General features: G+C 43.9%; 20 protein-coding genes. 8 read left to right on the forward strand and 12 right to left on the reverse strand.

What is annotated here, in order from left to right:
* Positions 1-144 precede the first annotated feature (144 nt).
* Positions 145-432 carry a hypothetical protein gene (locus G511_RS0102780; RefSeq protein ID WP_028468278.1) on the forward strand — a complete coding sequence of 96 codons (288 nt, stop codon included), beginning with the start codon at positions 145-147 and terminating at the stop codon, positions 430-432.
* Positions 433-577: 145 nt separating this feature from the next.
* Here the strand turns inward: G511_RS0102780 and G511_RS0102785 are convergent, their stop codons facing one another.
* The 3 genes from G511_RS0102785 to G511_RS0102795 are packed head-to-tail and all read right to left on the reverse strand — an operon-like array spanning position 578 to position 2,498.
* Positions 578-1,618 (reverse strand): NAD(P)H-dependent flavin oxidoreductase, encoded by a 1,041-nt coding sequence (locus tag G511_RS0102785; RefSeq protein ID WP_028468279.1) that lies wholly within the window; start codon positions 1,616-1,618, stop codon positions 578-580.
* Between the two features lie 47 nt (positions 1,619-1,665).
* On the reverse strand, positions 1,666-2,007 hold the full coding sequence (locus tag G511_RS0102790; protein WP_028468280.1) for a 5-carboxymethyl-2-hydroxymuconate Delta-isomerase: 342 nt from the start codon (positions 2,005-2,007) through the stop codon (positions 1,666-1,668).
* 17 nt (positions 2,008-2,024) lie between these two features.
* Positions 2,025-2,498 (reverse strand): HAD family hydrolase, encoded by a 474-nt coding sequence (locus tag G511_RS0102795; RefSeq protein ID WP_211224850.1) that lies wholly within the window; start codon positions 2,496-2,498, stop codon positions 2,025-2,027.
* Positions 2,499-2,653: 155 nt separating this feature from the next.
* Here G511_RS0102795 and G511_RS0102800 point away from each other — a divergent pair, with 155 nt between their 5' ends.
* Positions 2,654-2,944 (forward strand): hypothetical protein, encoded by a 291-nt coding sequence (locus tag G511_RS0102800; RefSeq protein ID WP_028468282.1) that lies wholly within the window; start codon positions 2,654-2,656, stop codon positions 2,942-2,944.
* 44 nt (positions 2,945-2,988) lie between these two features.
* Here G511_RS0102800 and G511_RS0102805 read toward each other — a convergent pair whose 3' ends face one another.
* A complete protein-coding gene (locus G511_RS0102805; protein WP_028468283.1) occupies positions 2,989-3,882 on the reverse strand; it encodes a tetratricopeptide repeat protein in 894 nt (297 codons plus the stop codon).
* 354 nt (positions 3,883-4,236) lie between these two features.
* On the opposite strand from G511_RS0102805, the gene G511_RS0102810 reads away from it, so the two are divergent.
* Entirely contained in the window at positions 4,237-4,524 is a 288-nt protein-coding gene (locus G511_RS0102810) for a hypothetical protein (protein ID WP_028468284.1), read from the forward strand.
* A gap of 114 nt (positions 4,525-4,638) precedes the next feature.
* On the opposite strand, the gene G511_RS0102815 is transcribed toward G511_RS0102810, so the two are convergent.
* Positions 4,639-4,875 carry a DUF1127 domain-containing protein gene (locus G511_RS0102815; protein WP_051221466.1) on the reverse strand — a complete coding sequence of 79 codons (237 nt, stop codon included), beginning with the start codon at positions 4,873-4,875 and terminating at the stop codon, positions 4,639-4,641.
* Between the two features lie 156 nt (positions 4,876-5,031).
* Between G511_RS0102815 and G511_RS0102820 the strand changes: the two genes are divergently transcribed.
* Both G511_RS0102820 and G511_RS0102830 read left to right on the forward strand, forming a co-directional pair.
* On the forward strand, positions 5,032-5,970 hold the full coding sequence (locus G511_RS0102820; RefSeq protein WP_028468286.1) for a LysR substrate-binding domain-containing protein: 939 nt from the start codon (positions 5,032-5,034) through the stop codon (positions 5,968-5,970).
* 117 nt (positions 5,971-6,087) lie between these two features.
* A complete protein-coding gene (locus G511_RS0102830; protein ID WP_028468287.1) occupies positions 6,088-6,375 on the forward strand; it encodes a hypothetical protein in 288 nt (95 codons plus the stop codon).
* 89 nt (positions 6,376-6,464) lie between these two features.
* Here the strand turns inward: G511_RS0102830 and G511_RS0102835 are convergent, their stop codons facing one another.
* Genes G511_RS0102835 through G511_RS0102845 form a run of 3 tightly spaced genes read right to left on the reverse strand, consistent with a single transcriptional unit; the run spans position 6,465 to position 8,961 of the window.
* The gene (locus tag G511_RS0102835) at positions 6,465-7,586 is read right to left on the reverse strand and encodes an agmatine deiminase family protein (RefSeq protein WP_028468288.1); all 1,122 of its coding nucleotides are present in this window, start codon (positions 7,584-7,586) and stop codon (positions 6,465-6,467) included.
* Between the two features lie 16 nt (positions 7,587-7,602).
* The gene (locus tag G511_RS21605) at positions 7,603-8,385 is read right to left on the reverse strand and encodes a DUF4344 domain-containing metallopeptidase (RefSeq protein ID WP_036551035.1); all 783 of its coding nucleotides are present in this window, start codon (positions 8,383-8,385) and stop codon (positions 7,603-7,605) included.
* 36 nt (positions 8,386-8,421) lie between these two features.
* A complete protein-coding gene (locus G511_RS0102845) occupies positions 8,422-8,961 on the reverse strand; it encodes a gamma carbonic anhydrase family protein (protein WP_028468289.1) in 540 nt (179 codons plus the stop codon).
* Between the two features lie 190 nt (positions 8,962-9,151).
* Between G511_RS0102845 and prlC the strand changes: the two genes are divergently transcribed.
* The 3 genes from prlC to G511_RS0102860 all read left to right on the forward strand — a co-directional run bounded on the left by prlC (position 9,152) and on the right by G511_RS0102860 (position 12,146).
* On the forward strand, positions 9,152-11,182 hold the full coding sequence (gene prlC, locus G511_RS0102850) for an oligopeptidase A (protein ID WP_028468290.1): 2,031 nt from the start codon (positions 9,152-9,154) through the stop codon (positions 11,180-11,182).
* A 20-nt stretch (positions 11,183-11,202) separates the two neighbouring features.
* The gene (locus tag G511_RS0102855) at positions 11,203-11,481 is read left to right on the forward strand and encodes a YheV family putative zinc ribbon protein (RefSeq protein WP_028468291.1); all 279 of its coding nucleotides are present in this window, start codon (positions 11,203-11,205) and stop codon (positions 11,479-11,481) included.
* Between the two features lie 71 nt (positions 11,482-11,552).
* Complete coding sequence (locus G511_RS0102860; RefSeq protein WP_028468292.1) at positions 11,553-12,146, forward strand: DNA-3-methyladenine glycosylase I; 594 nt, start codon at positions 11,553-11,555, stop codon at positions 12,144-12,146.
* A gap of 14 nt (positions 12,147-12,160) precedes the next feature.
* Here the strand turns inward: G511_RS0102860 and G511_RS0102865 are convergent, their stop codons facing one another.
* The 4 genes from G511_RS0102865 to G511_RS0102880 are packed head-to-tail and all read right to left on the reverse strand — an operon-like array spanning position 12,161 to position 15,608.
* The gene (locus G511_RS0102865) at positions 12,161-13,519 is read right to left on the reverse strand and encodes an MATE family efflux transporter (protein WP_028468293.1); all 1,359 of its coding nucleotides are present in this window, start codon (positions 13,517-13,519) and stop codon (positions 12,161-12,163) included.
* On the reverse strand, positions 13,519-14,319 hold the full coding sequence (gene znuB / locus G511_RS0102870; protein ID WP_028468294.1) for a zinc ABC transporter permease subunit ZnuB: 801 nt from the start codon (positions 14,317-14,319) through the stop codon (positions 13,519-13,521). The genes G511_RS0102865 and znuB overlap by 1 nt, the downstream gene beginning before the upstream one ends.
* Complete coding sequence (gene znuC / locus G511_RS0102875) at positions 14,320-15,117, reverse strand: zinc ABC transporter ATP-binding protein ZnuC (RefSeq protein WP_028468295.1); 798 nt, start codon at positions 15,115-15,117, stop codon at positions 14,320-14,322.
* Positions 15,114-15,608 (reverse strand): Fur family transcriptional regulator, encoded by a 495-nt coding sequence (locus G511_RS0102880; RefSeq protein WP_028468296.1) that lies wholly within the window; start codon positions 15,606-15,608, stop codon positions 15,114-15,116. The genes znuC and G511_RS0102880 overlap by 4 nt, the downstream gene beginning before the upstream one ends.
* Between the last annotated feature and the right edge of the window lie 29 nt (positions 15,609-15,637).

Below are 15,637 nucleotides of genomic sequence, written 5' to 3' on the forward strand. Positions count from 1 at the left end.
TTTGTGAGCGAGTTAAGTGAAAAGGTTTTAATAACAAAAGATTTTTAAAATAAGTTTTCTTATTTCAGTTTGGTTTCAGCTAGTGGTTTTAAAGTAGCACCATCAACAGCGAAACACGCTGAACCACTTTAAGGAAACGACATTATGAAAACTTTACTGACTACTGCTCTTCTTTCTTCTGCTCTTTTCGCTTCACAGGCATTTGCCGGTGGTTTAAGCCATTTTGATACTCAGTCTGTTGAAGCTAACCTAGCTACAGGCCATGCATCTACTGCTCAGGGATTTGCCTCTGTTAGCAGCCCACTGTCTGATCTAGGCGCATCTGTAGAGGCTCACTTGGCAGGTAGCAACAACCTAGTCAGTACTTATAGCAACACAATTGCGCTAACAGGTTTAGTCGTACCGGCTGGATCAACAGAAACACAGCTTTAATTTCTTATTAGAGAGGCGTGCCCTCCCTCAATTAACACAGACCTTTTGCCGCTAATTATTCTAATTAATTTAGAACAATTCAGCGGCTTTTTTGTAGGGCGTTAAACGCTCAAACTATTGTACGAGTGCATCTAAACATCCTCTGCTATAGCTGACCTTTGGCTAGCTGCTTCGTCAGTTCCGCTGCTGGTATCTCTTTACACCCTGTCGCATTTTGCCCGCACCACAATGGTGAAAAATCACCGCTGCCATTGGTTTCGGCTTTTGAGCGCAGCGCAGTAATAGCCGTTGTCGCTAATGGGAATTCAGGCGTGCTATTACTAATAGGACCTATTTCTCTAATAACACGGTTAACGATACTACGAGCCGGCCTACCTGAGAAAAGGTTAGTAAGAGCGGTGTGTTGTGCCGAGGGGCTTTTCAGTGCTGCGCGGTGAACCTTGCTGGTTTTTGTTTCTGGGCAAAGTAGATAAGCGGTACCCACTTGCACCGCTGCTGCGCCAATAGATAGTGCCGCTGAAACACCGTTAGCATCGGCAATACCGCCAGCAGCAATAACAGGAATATTTACGGCCTGAGCAATTTGAGGCAGTAACGAAAAAGTACCTATTTGTGTGGTGATATCATCAGATAAAAAGATTCCTCTATGCCCACCGGCTTCTAGCCCTTGTGCAATGATGGCATCGGCACCATTTGCCTCAAGCCATAGGGCCTCTTCAACGGTTGTTGCCGATGAAATTACCTTGGCGCCCCAGTTTTTAACGCGTTCGATTAAATCTTGTGATGGTAAACCAAAGTGAAAGCTCACGACGGGTGGGCGAAACTCTTCAATGATATCGGCAATGTCATGGGAAAACGGTGCGCGGCCAGGGCCTGCTGGAATCTCGTCAGCATTGATTTTATATTCACTAAAGTAAGGTTGTAGCGCGTTGCGCCAAATACCTTCACGTTCTGTGCTCACATGAGGAGGCGTGTGACAAAAGAAATTCACATTAAAAGGTTTACTGGTCTTTGTAGTAATGGCGGTTAGTTCGCTACGAATCATGTCAGGTGTAAGCATGGCGCAAGGTAACGAGCCTAACCCCCCAGCGTGAGATACAGCAATGGCCAACTCGCTCCCTTGTACTCCAGCCATAGGTGCTTGAATAATAGGTAATTCAATGCCTAATAAATCCTTGATATTCATATTTCTTATTCGCCTCTTGCTATTATGTTTCCTGATGATTAACGCATTTACAGTACAGCTTTAGCGTAGGAAGACTTTTCCATATTACAGACTTCAACTGTTAATGAGACTTCTGATAATTCTATTGCTTGAAGCTCTTTTAAAATGGCTTCAGATAGGTTGCAGCGTTGCTCGATGGTTCGGCCGGATAAAATTTTTAAGGTTACGTGAACAAACTCTTGTTGCTTCGAGCCCGTTTGATAGTGCTTATAGCAGAGCGCTCGGATCTTAATGTCTGCCTCTGTAAACAATCTAGAAGAGAGTGCACCTTGAAAAACGGCATTAATCAAATCTGCTGGGGCTGTCGATGCTTCTAAACCTTCAGAATATTCAATAATACAGTGTGGCATGAGAGGGCCCTAAATAATTATGTTACTACGTATAACTCACGCAAACAGCGGATAGTCCTCACCTCTTGTGAGGGCGGCTGATTGTTATCTGGAGCAAACCAGACGGGTGTAATCCCTACGCTAAGCGCTGGCTTTATATCCTTTGTATAGCTGTCGCCCACCATGATGACCTGTGAAGCGGGAATATCTAATTGCTTTAAAATTGCATTGAAAAAGTCAGGAGACCCTTTGGGTACTCCCAAATTTTCTGTACAAAAGTACCCAGTAATATACGGGTTTAACCCAGCGCGTTGGAAGGCCTTTATTATATCTTTTTCAGATGAATCAGCAGCACCTGTCGCTAGATATATGGGGGCATCTTTAGAGAGTTGTGCCAATGTTTCTTCTGCACCAGTAATCGCTTCTACATGATCCCAGTTACACATTTTTCCGCTAGCATCAGGGAAGTCTACCATCAAGGTATCTCCCCAATCGAATAGGTAAGTTGTCACTACGATAGCCTCCTTGTCATGTGTATTGTTGGGTCTAATAGACTAGTAAAAAATAATTCAATAATGTTTTTCTTATTTCAGTTTGGTTTCAGCTAGTAGTTTTAAAGTAGCACCATCAACAGCGAAACACGCTGAACTACTTTAAGGAAATGACCATGAAAACTATATTAACGACTGCTCTACTTTCTTCTGCGCTTATCGCTTCACAGGCATTTGCTGGTGGTTTAAGTGATTTTTCTGCTCAGTCTGTTGAAGCTAACTTAGCTTCAAATCATGCAGTAACGGCTCAGGGTTTTGCTTCTGTTAGCAGTCCGTTATCTGACTTAGGTGCTTCTGTTCAAGCGCATTTGGGTAATGCTAATAACAACCTAGTCAGCACTTACAGTAATACAGTAGCGTTTACAGGTTTAGTTGTACACGCAGGGTCAACTGAAGCTCAGCTTTAAGGAATATTGGGAGGCTTAGCCTCCCATTAGTATATGTAAATCCTTTACCAGCCCGCTTGTTGCTTAACCGTTAAAGCAGGTCTAAAGTTTTGTGCTGCAGACTTTAAAGTTAGCTCTTTTGCTTTGTTCATATCTTTAGTAACCGCTTCACCACTTGCATACATTTGGCCAAGCCAGAACTGGGCCGCTGCATGATTATTTTTTGCTAAGGCCTGATAAATTTTTGCTGCTTTGGCTTTATTCTGTTTAGTTCCATAGCCATTTGAAAGCATGTAAGCATACTCAAATTGAGCCGATGCATTTTTTTTAGTCGCTGCAATTTCAAAATTATCGAATGCTCTCTTAAACCAGTAATGGGATTTTTTTTGGTTTTTTTCAATCCCCTCATAACCACCTCTATACCAGTAAGCAATTTTCTTTTGAGCCATGGGGTTATTGTCGTGTGCTGACTTTAGCATCCACTTTTCAGCTAAAGGTACATTTTTAGTAACGCCATCACCCCGTATTAGCCGAATTGAATAGTCAAATTTGGCATGTTTATGCCCTGCTTTTGCTGCCAGTCTAAATAGGGACGTTGCTTGTTTAGTATCCTTTGTTACACCAATGCCTGCGGCATAGTTGTGCCCTAATGTATGCAAAGCATCGGGGTGTTTTTTATTCGCCGCTATCACTAGATATTCTTTAGCCTTACGCTTATCTATAGTAGTGCCAATTCCATTCGTATATAAAAGATAGAGTAAATATGATGAATGTATATGGCCTTTATCTGAGGCGATAATAAGGTGTTCAAGAGCCTTTTGGGGGTGGCGGTTTGCACGATCAAGGTAACTAATACCTTTTTTATATAAAGAGTCAGCTGATAATGAAGGGTCTATTGTTGCAGAATTTACATATAAAGGAATTAGACAGAGGAATATAATAAAACGTAAATACTGCATAATATAACCCCTTTTCTTTTAAATATTTAAGCTAGAAACACAATATGAGTGTTACTAAAAGCATATTTTTATAAAAGTTATTTAAGGACTATAAAAGCAGCAGGTTTTATTATCAATAAAAGCAATGAAAAATTCAGGTAAAAAGTAGCTATGAAATAGTATTATTTTAATTTTTTCTGCTATTAATTAAGAATCATTGCTAATTAAAATACGGTTTCTATTCGTTTTTTTGATTAGTTCTAATAATATAAAATATTTTTAAAATTGTTTTATTATTTCAGCTTGGTTTCAGGTACAGGTTTTAAAGTAGCACCATCACAGCGAAACACGCTGAATAACTTTAAGGAAACCACCATGAAAGCTTTACTGACAACCGCTTTTCTTGCCTCCGCTCTTTTCACTTCTCAGGCGTTTGCCGGTGGCCTAAGTGACTTTTCTACACAGTCTGTTGAAGCAACGCTAGCCGCAGACCATGTTACTTCAACACAGGTTTTTATCTCAGTTGATAGCCCGCTGTCTGATTTAGGAACGTCAGTTGAAGCACAGTTAAGTAACGATAATCACAGTACTGTTAATACTAGGAGTTACAATTTTTTAGCGGGCTTGGATGTACCAGCTCAGTCACAAGAAACTTTGCTATAAGTGCTGAGTATTTAACGTAATTTTGTTTTAAATATGGTGCTTAAAAAATGGGAGGCTTGCCTCCCATTGTTACATTGATTGTCCAGCACAACCTCCTTGTTCTACACACTTCTATCAATCTTTCCAAAACGGTTTATCCACTTCTTGTTGAGCTTCTCCAGCGCTGAAACCGATATCTTTTAATTGATAACTACTAAGTTGGGATAACTGTTGGCGGGTTCTCCAGTTCATATGCCAGTGCTGCAGGCATTCTTTCCAGCGTTGTATGTTTTGTTGTAACAGTGCTGCGAATGTTGCATTTTGGGCCTCGTTTGACACGGCTTTTCTTAAGCATAGGTCGTTAGTGTTCATGGCTATTCCTCATTTATGATCAAGTTTATCTACGTTATAGAATGCAGAAATGCTGTTTTTCAGCTCATGAGGTTATTTTTAAGGAATGTGTTGCAGGCGACAAACGAGTAATTCGTTAGTATGATTAAGAAAATCTTATCTATATTGTGATCGCTTATGAATAGGCTTCCTTCACTGAAAGCGCTTCAGGCCTTTTATTACGCTGCGCAAGATCAGAGCTTTAAACAGGCAGCTGAACGTTTGCATGTAACACAAGCCGCTATTAGCCAGCAGATTAAAACCTTAGAGCAGCAGCTTGGAGTGTCGCTGTTCAAGCGTTTAACACGTGAGGTGGTATTAACGCCGGAGGGTGTGCAGCTTTTACCTTTTGTTAATAAGGCTTTTGCTTTGCTTGAGCAAGGAGTGGCTGAACTTGGGCAGGACGCTCAGCCAAACAGGTTAACGTTGAGTGTTCTACCCTCATTTGCCGGGCGCTGGCTAGTACCAAGATTGGGTGTGTTCCAACAGCACTGCCCTGAGCTTATTATTCATTTGACGCCAAGCTTAAAGCTAGACTCTTTCGAGGCCAATGATCTTGACCTAGCGGTACGTTTTGGCCAGGGTAAATACCCCGGATTGAGTTCACGGCTATTACAAAAAGAGTATTTATTACCGGTTTGTCATCCGTCGCTGCTTGATAATTCGCTGCCAATTGCCGAACAATTAATAGAGCTGCCGTTGTTAGCTGATGATGCTCCCGATATGAAACTAGTCTGGCCCCAGTTTGAGCAGGCGTTGGGCATGCCTTTACCGCAAAACACAACGCGCTTGTATGTGTCTGACTCTACAATGCTTGTTGAGGCATTATTAAGCGGTCAAGGCTTTGCGATGCTGCGCTTTAGTTTGGCGTATGAGCTGCTACAACGTGGGCAATTAATTTGCCCTCTTCCTATCTATATTAAATCTATTTATGACTATTACTTAGTAGCCCCCGAGTCTTATTTTAAACGTCCTAAGGTTGTACAATTTGAGGGGTGGATACGGCAAGAGATTAAGGAAATAGATCATAGTTGGCAGCAGTTTACTGGGCTCTCAACTGAAGGTGACCATGCTTAATTACATATAACTAAAATAATATTAAAAATGTTTTCTTATTTCAGTTTGGTTTCAGCTACAGCTTTTAAAGTAGCACCATCACAGCGAAACACGCTGAACAACTTTAAGGAAAACACCATGAAAACTTTACTAACGACTGCTCTTCTTTCTTCAGCTCTTTTCGCTTCACAGGCATTTGCCGGTGGTTTAAGTGACTTTTCTACTCAGTCTGTTGAAGCTAACCTAGCTGCAGGCCATGTCGTAACAGCACAAGGCTTTGAGTCTGCTAGCAGCCCACTGTCTACCTTAGGCGTATCTAAAGAAGCGCATTTAGGTGGTGGTCATCACAGCAACGTAACCCAGGCACATAACGACGCTGTTGTGAGCTTTGGTTTAGACGTTCCAGCACACTCTAGCGAAGCTTAGTATTAGGGGGACTAGTACTAAAATAGTACGGACTTCAACAAGCAATAGGGGTATTGCTTATCTACATCAAAGCGCATTGTCTGAACCGGCTAGTTAGCCGGTTCTTGCTGTGTAGCGCAGTGAATGCTTCCTCCTCCACTAGCAATACCATCAATAGAAATCTGTTCTATCTGGTGCTCAGGAAAAGCATCGGCTAGTTGTTTTTCAGCTGCATTATCGGCCTTTTTATCGCCGAACTTTTGCATAATAACGGCACCATTACAGACGTAATAGCCGACGTAACCTGCAGCAAAGTCCTTAATTCCGTATCCTGTATTGATATCCCAGGGAGTATCTAAAATAACCAGTTCAAGGTTATTGCCCAGTGCATCGCTCGCCTTGCGAAGAATGTTGATATTGTCGCGGGTGATCGTGTAATCGTAAGAGTCCTTGTCCGTATCTCGGCTAACCGCAACAACACCCGGCTTGATGAAGCGGGCATAAAAATCGGTATGGCCATCAGTAATGTCTTTTCCTTTAATACCCTTAAGCCAGATAATTTTAGTCAGCCCAAGTAGCTGTTTTAGCTCAACTTCAACCTCTACTTTTGATTTTCCTGGGTTGCGATTGTCATTAAGAATGCAACTTTCAGTCAGAATAGCCGTACCGTGGCCATCTAACTCAAAGCAGCCCCCTTCCATTACTAAACTAGAAACAATGCTTTTCGCTCCTGCTTGCTGGGCAACAAAGTCAGCTACTTTTGCATCGTATTCATAGGCTTGGTCTTCACCCCAGCCATTAAAGTTAAAATTAACCGCTGCTTTTTCTCCTTCTTTATTGGTGACAAATGCTGGTCCAGTGTCTCTCATCCATAAGTCATTTAAGGGGAACTCAATTAAATCGATGGGATGATTATGCCTATCTAAGCCTCCCAGCAGCGCTAATGCTGTGTCGTAGTCTTGCTGGCGTACTAATAAGGAGACAGGCTCATATTTGGCAATAGTTTTAGCAATTGTTGCTAAGTTACGTTGAACTTCGGGTACTTGGCGCGCTTCCCAGATATCGTAACTGGCGATAAATGCCATCCAAGTTCGCTTATGTGGAGCGCTCTCATCGGGCATGTAGTTCTGAGAATATTTATTTGGCATGTGGCTTTGTCCAAAAGCACTCTGTGCTAAAAAACTACCACTGAGAAGCGATAATCGGTGTAAAAAACGACGTCTACTGGGCATTTAATACACTCCAATCTTACTTTTGAGAGGCTTGGTCATCATGTGTATACGGCGCCAATAGAGTAAACCAACTATGGCTTAGACTGTTATATTCTTCTATACACAGCTCTGTACGATCCTCAGAAAAGTCGGCATCTTCTGCGATATGGGCGTATTCTTCTGGATTACTGCCATATACATGACATAAGGTGCTGTAATAGCGTTGCACGTCTAGGCTATGCTCATCCCAAAAATCATCTTCTTCAAAGGTTTCGCTATCAGTGCTTTCTAAGTTAAATAAGTCGGCCGTACTAATGGCGATCTCTTGGCCTTCATTAAATAATTCGATTAATAAAACCGAAGCTAGGCTGTCTGCAGCATCTTCTTCTTTGCCAACAATGGGTAGCTCATGCATAAATATGAGTGCATGGGCCAGTTCATGAAACAAGGTGTGCATGACGGCATCTATTGTAGCTTCAGCAATACTGCGGCCTGAGTCATCATACTCGGCTGTAACAAAACGTGACTCCACTTCTTTAACAAAGTGGTAGGGAATCAAAATCTGTAGCGAATCACCATCAAACAATGGGCCTTCTTCGCCGCCAAAGATGATCTGCAATGGTGCGTCTAAACGAAATGTATCGTTTATCAAGGCCAGAGTTTCTGATATTTCGCTGGATGCTTTCAGATGCTGCTTAATGCTGGTTTCAATTTTATCCACAGGCGCTTGGTAGATAATACTGACTTGGTTTTGTGCGTGAACAAGGCTTGTTGTAAGCACACTGCAAAATAAGAGAACAATTTTGCTTGCTAGGCGCATCACTGTATTACCTCTAACAAAAGTGAATAATTCGTTTTATGCCCAGTCTTCTTGAAGGTGCTGGTCTTTGAGTTTTACGTAGTTACCGGCTGTGTAGGTAAAATAGCTCATCTCTTTCTTTGTTAGCGCCCTCACCTGCTTGGCTGGCCTGCCAACATATAAAAAGCCACTGGCCAGTGTTTTGCCTGGAGGTACTAAGCTTCCTGCCCCTACAACAACATCTGATTCAACAATTGCACCATCCATGATCATTGCACCCATACCAACTAAAACACGGTCGCCAATAGAGCAGCCGTGCAGCATCGCTTGGTGCCCAACAGTCACATGGTCGCCAATGATTAGAGGGTAGCCATCGGGGTTGTAAGGGCCTGCATGTGTGATATGTAGGATAGACCCATCTTGTATGCTGCACGAGTGACCAATACGGATGCGGTGCATATCGCCACGAATCACAACAAGTGGCCAAATAGAGCTATCTGCGCCGATTATTACATCACCCAGTACGACCGCAGATGGGTCTACAAAGACTTTATCACCAAGTGTGGGTGCCATTCCTTGGAAAGATCGAATATTCATTAAACTCACTCGCTTGCATCGCCATAATCAGTCCCCATTGTATACTAATCACTATTTTCTGTTGTATTGACATAAGTACTGTATAAGCAGCTACCAAGCACTGTCATAAACAGCTACGAGAGTACTTACGGCTGTGCTGATGTGTATATGGCTGCATGCAGATATACAAAAGCCCGATTTGGAGAAATCAATGAGCAACCCGTTATTGGAATCCACCCTGCTACCACCATTTAGCTTGATTAAACCGGCTGATATATCACCAGCGGTTGATCAACTGTTGCAACAAGGGCGTGAGCAAATTACTAAATTAAATACCGATGTGAGCAGTGCTGACTGGGATAAAGTCATTGCACCGTTAGATAGCATTAATGATGCGCTAAGCCAGGCGTGGTCACCGGTATCACACCTAAATAGCGTGTTGAACAGTGATGAACTGCGTGAGGCTTACAACGAGAATTTACCTAAGTTATCGGTTTATTGGACGGAGATGGGCCAAAATGAGGACTTATTCAATGCTTATCAGCGCGTTGCTGAACAACCCTCAAGCTTAGATGCGGCTCAGAAAACGGTCATAGCGCATAACCTGCGTGATTTTCGTTTATCAGGTATTGATCTGCCTGTGGATAAAAAACAGCGCTACGCTGACATTAGCCAACGTTTATCCGAGCTGAGCACAAAGTTCTCTGAAAATGTGATGGATGCTACACAAGGCTGGGAAAAGCTAATCGCTGATCCAGCATTGTTAAAAGGTATGCCTGAAATGTCGCTAGCGGCAGCAAAGCAGGCTGCTGAAGAAAAAGGTAAAGAAGGCTATTTACTCTCGCTTGAGTTCCCTTCTTACTTCCCTGTGATTACGCATTGTGATGATCAAGCATTACGCCGTGAAGTGTATGAAGCCTTTGCAACACGAGCTTCTGATCAAGGGCCTAATGCTGGCCAGTGGGATAATTCAGAGGTGATGACTGAAATCCTGACATTGCGTCAAGAGATGTCCGCGCTGTTGGGCTTTGATAGTTATGCACATTATTCGCTAGCCACCAAGATGGCAGATACGCCAGAGCAAGTGTTGCAGTTCTTATACGACCTTGCCGATAAAAGCGTTGATGTGGCTCGCCAGGAATATAAAGAGCTGTGTGCGTTTGCAAAAGATGACTATGGCGCAGAGAGTGTTGAGTCTTGGGATGTGTCTTATTATTCTGAAAAGCTCAAACAAGCGCGCTATTCGTTATCGCAAGAAATGTTACGTCCTTACTTTCCGTTTCCTAAAGTTCTAGAGGGAATGTTTGAGGTTGCAGGGCGTTTGTTTAACATCGAAATAGAAGAAGTCACTGAGGTTGATAGCTGGCATTCTGATGCGCGTCTGTTTGTCGTTAAACGTAATGCAGAAACCATCGCACGCTTTTACTTAGACCCTTATGCACGCGCTAATAAGCGCGGTGGTGCATGGATGGATGTGTGCCGTACCCGCCGACGTTTAGAAGATGGCTCGTTACAGCTGCCAACGGCTTACCTTGTGTGTAACTTTAATGGCCCAGTAGGCAGTGACCCTGCGTTATTAACGCATAACGAAGTGACCACCTTGTTCCATGAATTTGGCCATGGTTTACATCACATGCTAACGCAGATGGAGTATGCTGATGTCAGCGGTATTAATGGCGTTGCGTGGGATGCTGTAGAGTTACCAAGCCAGTTTATGGAAAACTGGTGTTGGGAGCCTGAAGCACTGGAGATTATCTCTGGGCACTACCAAACCGGTGAAACACTGCCGGTTGAGCTGCTAGATAAGATGCTAGCCGCTAAAAACTTCCAGTCTGCATTGATGATGGTTCGCCAGTTAGAATTTTCTATTTTTGATTTTAAACTGCATCATGAGTTTGAAGCCGGTAAAACGGATATCCGGTCATTATTGCAGGGTGTTCGCCAGCAAGTAGCTGCAATTACCCCACCTGAGTTTAATCGCTTTCAACATAGCTTTAGCCATATATTTGGTGGCGGTTATGCGGCGGGTTACTACAGCTACAAATGGGCAGAAGTACTTTCTGCAGATGCTTTTTCTATGTTTGAAGAGCAGGGTGTGTTTAACCCTGAAGCAGGGCAGCGCTTTCGCGAAACCGTACTAGAGCAGGGTGGCTCAAAAGAGCCTATGGAGCTGTTTGTTGCTTTTCGTGGTCGTGAGCCCAAAGTTGATGCCTTGTTAAGACATTCCGGTATTAATGTTTAGATTTATAGTAAGGAACAGTTATGTCGGTTATTAAACGTTTTGTAGCGGGGGCTGTGTGCCCTCGTTGTGGAGAGATGGATACTATTCGTGTTTATCGCAATGAAATTCGCGAATACCGTGAATGTGTTAAATGCGACTATGTGGATGGACAAAACTTAGATGGCTCACCTGAAGAGGCTGAGTTAGAAACACGCGTGAATAAGCAATCGAGTAAGCAATCAGAGCCTAAGCCAGACCCTAACCCTGCTGCTCAACCTTTGATGTTTGTACCCAACCCGGGTCTTAAGAAAAAAGATTAGATGGTAACTAAGCGGTCTATTTAAACGATATAGGTTTAAATAGACTGTTAGCGCTAAAAAAGGAGTTATTTATGTGCCAGCGATGCCATTGGGCAACCAATCAGACTTTGTTAGAGCAGGATTACCACGATAACGAGTGGGGAATGCCGCAAACAGACGATAACGTGCTGTTTGAGTTTCTTGTATTAGAAGCAGCTCAGGCGGGTTTGAGCTGGCGCACTGTCTTGGAAAAGCGAGAGGGTTATCGTCATCATTACCTTAACTTTGATCCGGTAGCCGTGGCGGCATTTGACGATGCTCAGCAGCAGGTAATGCTGGCTGATCCGGGCATTATTCGTAATAAGCTTAAAGTGGCGTCGTCTATCTCAAATGCGCGTGAGTTTTTACGCTTGCAGAAAGAACATGGTAGCTTTGCGCGTTATTTGTGGCGCTTTGTAGATAATAAGCCGATACAAAATAGCTGGAAAGATTACACCGAAGTCCCTGCCGAAACTGACATCTCAAAACAGCTTTCAAAGGCGCTAAAAAAAGAGGGAATGCGCTTTGTTGGCCCAACGATTATGTATGCTTATATGCAAGCCGTTGGCATGGTCAATGATCATGAAGTGAGCTGTTGCCGATACCAAGCCTGTAGTGACGCCGGTGCTGCCTTTTCTTTAAGCTAAAGCGTGCTAATAAGCTAAACGCCTTTACGTTTGATTTGCCACAGCTGGTGGTGAGATAAGCGCCAGAACACCCAGCCACCACTGACTCCACGTGCTAAAAACAATGTTAGAAATGCGATCCATAAACCGTGATTTTCTAATGGACGCAGCAGCCACCAAACAGGCAAAAATACGCAAAACACTGAAAATAGCATAGTGTTTTGCATTGCTTTAACCTGTGTAGCGCCAATAAAAATACCGTCCAGTAAGTAACTCCACACACTGATAATGGGTAAAACAATTAGCCAGGGTAGGTAAACCATCGCTTGTTGCTGCACGCTTTCAAGTGATGTGAGTAAGCGGATGATTGTTCCACCGAACAGCCAGAAAAATAGTGTGAACAGCAGGGCAGTCATGAGTGACCAGATAGCAGCAGTAGTAATGGTACGATAGAAGCCTTTTATATCTTGTCGCCCGGCGCGCTTTCCTACTAAGGCTTCGGTTGCATGTGCAAAGCCATCAAGCCCATTTGATATTAATAATAGGAAGTTCAGCAGTACCGCATTAGCAGAGAGAATATCAGTGCCTTGGCGGGCGCCTTGTGCGGTAAAAAAAGCCAATGAGAATAGAATAGCGAGCGTACGTACAAAGAGGTAGCGGTTAACTTTAAACAGCTCAGTGTAATGTTTAATTTGTGTTAGAGAGCTCCTTAATAACTGGCCTCCCATTGGCTTTAAGACGCGTCTGCAAAGATATAACCCTAGTAATAAACTGCCATACTCTGCAATGACCGTTGCTAAGGCTACGCCATCAGCAAACATGCCCAGTCCGTAAACCGCAATAATATCCATCAACATATTGAGTAGGTTGGTTACTGTTAATAGCAGCAGAGGGATTTTGGTATTTTGATTGCCAACAAACCAGCCGAGCAATGCAAAATTACACAAAACAGCGGGTGCTCCGTAGATGCGAATAGACGCGTAATTAAGCGCTTCCTCTGTTACCAATGGCTCGGCAGCGATCCAATGTAATGCTAGCTGTATAATAGGGCCTTGCAGCAAAATAATGCAGATACCAATTAAGGTAGCCATCACCAGAGATTGTGCCAATAAAGTACGATTGGTGGCGTCGTCGTCTGCGCCAACAGCCTGAGCGGTTAAGCCAGTAGTACCCATACGCAAAAAGCCAAATGCCCAATAGACAATCGAGAAGATCATGCTGCCAATTGCCACCGCTGCCAGATGTTGGCTCTCTGGCAGGTGGCCAATAACTGCTGTATCGACTAAACCGACCAGCGGTACGGTAATATTGGAAAGAATCATTGGCCACGCCAATGACCACACCTCTTTATGGTCGCGTTGAGTGGGCCAGTAAGTTGGACGTGCCTTAAGCATTAGGCGTTTGCTGAGTGCCTAGATGGCATCAGGTAAATAATCATGAACTCAAACAATGCCGCAACAACAACTGATGGGCCTGCTGGTGTATCCCACGTCCAAGAGCCCCATATGCCGATTAGTACTGCTACACAACCCAGTATTGAGGCGTAAATAGCCATCTGCTCGGGTGTGCTAGAAAGACGCCTAGCGGCCGCAGCAGGGATTACTAGCAAAGATGTAATGAGCAAGATCCCAACGATCTTCATCGATACGGCAATCACAACAGCAATAAGAACCATCAAAATAAGACGAGTCCGACTAACATTGATGCCCTCAACCTGTGCTAACTCTTCGTTGATTGTTATGGCAAGTAATGGCTCCCAGAAGATACGGATGGTAAGCAAGACGGCGGCGCCTCCCACGAGAATCCATGCAAGGTCAGCTGGGGCTATGGCGAGTAGATCACCAAAAAGATAATCCATTAAATCTAGCCTAGCGCCATCAATAAACGAGATAGTAACCAAGCCCAGTGACAGGGTGCTGTGGGCCATGATCCCAAGTAGGGTATCGGTCGCGATTAGTCGCTGCTTTTGAAGGGAAACCAATATGAGCGCTAAGAGTACACAGCAGGCAATAACGGCAAGGTTGAGGCTAATGTCGAGTAAAATCCCTAGTGCTACGCCTAAAAGTGCCGAATGTGCCAAGCTGTCACCAAAATAGGCCATGCGACGCCACACAACAAATGCACCTAGCGGGCCAGCAACAGCGGCGACACCAAGACCGCCTACAATGGCGTAAATTAAAAAATCATAAGTCATTTAGTGATTACACTCGCTATGTGCTTTTGGGCTATGGTCGTTGGAGTGAGGATGGTCCGCAATAACATCACCGTGGGTGTCGTGATTGTGGTTATGATGATGGCTATAGAGAGCTAGGCTTTCAGCGCCCTGTTTGCCAAATAAGTCAATAAAGGATGGGTCTGTACTGACATGTTCAGGACGTCCAGAACAGCAGACATGGTGATTAAGGCATATCACATGATCAGTAGAAGACATCACCAGATGTAAGTCATGAGAGATCATCAATACACCACAGCCGCGCTGTTTACGGATGCTAGTGATTAGATTGTAAAGCTCAACCTGGCCATTAATATCAACACCTTGAACAGGCTCATCCAATACTAATAACTCAGGTTCGCGCAAGAGTGCTCGTGCCAGCATAACACGCTGTGTTTCGCCGCCAGAGAGGTCATGCATGGAGTGCTCTAGCAAGTGCTCGGCACTCACATCTTTAAGGGCACTTTGCATTTTAGATAGGTCTTTTACACGTGCTGTTTGTAAAAAACGCTTAACTGTTAATGGAAATGTGCGGTCAATGTGTAACTTTTGCGGCATATAACCCACACGCAAATTAGGTTGCAACCAGACCTTCCCACTCGTAGGCTTGATTAAGCCTAAAACAATGCGAACGAGTGTGGTTTTGCCTGCGCCGTTTGGGCCTATCAGTGTGGTTATACAGTCCTTATGAAGAGTTAGGTTAACATCTTGCAGTACATGGCTATGCCCAAACTGAACATTAATGCTATCGAGTCTAATTAAGTCGACGGGGTGACTCATGGGGTGTTGTCTTCCTGTTGGCAATTTGGGCATATGCCTGCGACTTCTAACATTTCGGTTTCTACGCTAAAACCAACAGCCTTGGCAGAAGCCTTAATGGCTTTAGAGACGCTAGCAGACTCTAACTCAACAGCGCTGTGGCAGCGAGTGCAGATCAAAAAGGTATTGTTGCACTGGTGTTCTGGGTGGCTACAACCAATAAAAGCGTTGAGAGAGGCAATACGGTGGACTAAGCCTTGTTCTTGAAGAAAGTCTAGTGCCCGATAAACAGTAGGGGGCGCAGAGTTAAAGCCTGCCTTAGCTAGAGCCGGTAAAATATCATAAGCACCCAGTGGCTTATGGCTTTGCCAAATGAGCTGTAGTACCAGTTCGCGAACAGGCGTTAAACGCTGTTGGCGGCTAGAGCAAAGTTCAGCCGCGTCTTTTAAAGCCTGGGTAATGCAGCGGCTATGGTCATGTTCTGGTTGGAAAGCAATTTCTGAGTTATTCATAGGTAATGAACCATGGGCAACAATTAAGC

It is taken from the genome of Neptunomonas japonica DSM 18939 (assembly GCF_000422765.1).
Lineage (GTDB): Bacteria > Pseudomonadota > Gammaproteobacteria > Pseudomonadales > Balneatricaceae > Neptunomonas > Neptunomonas japonica.

What these genes read in the sequence shown, in the direction of transcription:
- G511_RS0102835 (WP_028468288.1), bottom strand. Translation starts at nt 7,586, where the DNA reads ATGCCCAGTAGACGTCGTTTTTTACACCGATTATCGCTTCTCAGTGGT.
- G511_RS0102855 (WP_028468291.1), top strand. Translation starts at nt 11,203, where the DNA reads ATGTCGGTTATTAAACGTTTTGTAGCGGGGGCTGTGTGCCCTCGTTGT.
- znuC (WP_028468295.1), bottom strand. Translation starts at nt 15,117, where the DNA reads ATGAGTCACCCCGTCGACTTAATTAGACTCGATAGCATTAATGTTCAG.
- G511_RS0102780 (WP_028468278.1), top strand. Translation starts at nt 145, where the DNA reads ATGAAAACTTTACTGACTACTGCTCTTCTTTCTTCTGCTCTTTTCGCT.
- G511_RS0102865 (WP_028468293.1), bottom strand. Translation starts at nt 13,519, where the DNA reads ATGCTTAAGGCACGTCCAACTTACTGGCCCACTCAACGCGACCATAAA.
- G511_RS0102845 (WP_028468289.1), bottom strand. Translation starts at nt 8,961, where the DNA reads ATGAATATTCGATCTTTCCAAGGAATGGCACCCACACTTGGTGATAAA.
- G511_RS0102860 (WP_028468292.1), top strand. Translation starts at nt 11,553, where the DNA reads ATGTGCCAGCGATGCCATTGGGCAACCAATCAGACTTTGTTAGAGCAG.
- G511_RS21605 (WP_036551035.1), bottom strand. Translation starts at nt 8,385, where the DNA reads ATGCGCCTAGCAAGCAAAATTGTTCTCTTATTTTGCAGTGTGCTTACA.
- G511_RS0102830 (WP_028468287.1), top strand. Translation starts at nt 6,088, where the DNA reads ATGAAAACTTTACTAACGACTGCTCTTCTTTCTTCAGCTCTTTTCGCT.
- znuB (WP_028468294.1), bottom strand. Translation starts at nt 14,319, where the DNA reads ATGACTTATGATTTTTTAATTTACGCCATTGTAGGCGGTCTTGGTGTC.
- G511_RS0102790 (WP_028468280.1), bottom strand. Translation starts at nt 2,007, where the DNA reads ATGCCACACTGTATTATTGAATATTCTGAAGGTTTAGAAGCATCGACA.
- G511_RS0102880 (WP_028468296.1), bottom strand. Translation starts at nt 15,608, where the DNA reads ATGAATAACTCAGAAATTGCTTTCCAACCAGAACATGACCATAGCCGC.
- G511_RS0102800 (WP_028468282.1), top strand. Translation starts at nt 2,654, where the DNA reads ATGAAAACTATATTAACGACTGCTCTACTTTCTTCTGCGCTTATCGCT.
- prlC (WP_028468290.1), top strand. Translation starts at nt 9,152, where the DNA reads ATGAGCAACCCGTTATTGGAATCCACCCTGCTACCACCATTTAGCTTG.
- G511_RS0102810 (WP_028468284.1), top strand. Translation starts at nt 4,237, where the DNA reads ATGAAAGCTTTACTGACAACCGCTTTTCTTGCCTCCGCTCTTTTCACT.
- G511_RS0102820 (WP_028468286.1), top strand. Translation starts at nt 5,032, where the DNA reads ATGAATAGGCTTCCTTCACTGAAAGCGCTTCAGGCCTTTTATTACGCT.
- G511_RS0102785 (WP_028468279.1), bottom strand. Translation starts at nt 1,618, where the DNA reads ATGAATATCAAGGATTTATTAGGCATTGAATTACCTATTATTCAAGCA.
- G511_RS0102815 (WP_051221466.1), bottom strand. Translation starts at nt 4,875, where the DNA reads ATGAACACTAACGACCTATGCTTAAGAAAAGCCGTGTCAAACGAGGCC.
- G511_RS0102805 (WP_028468283.1), bottom strand. Translation starts at nt 3,882, where the DNA reads ATGCAGTATTTACGTTTTATTATATTCCTCTGTCTAATTCCTTTATAT.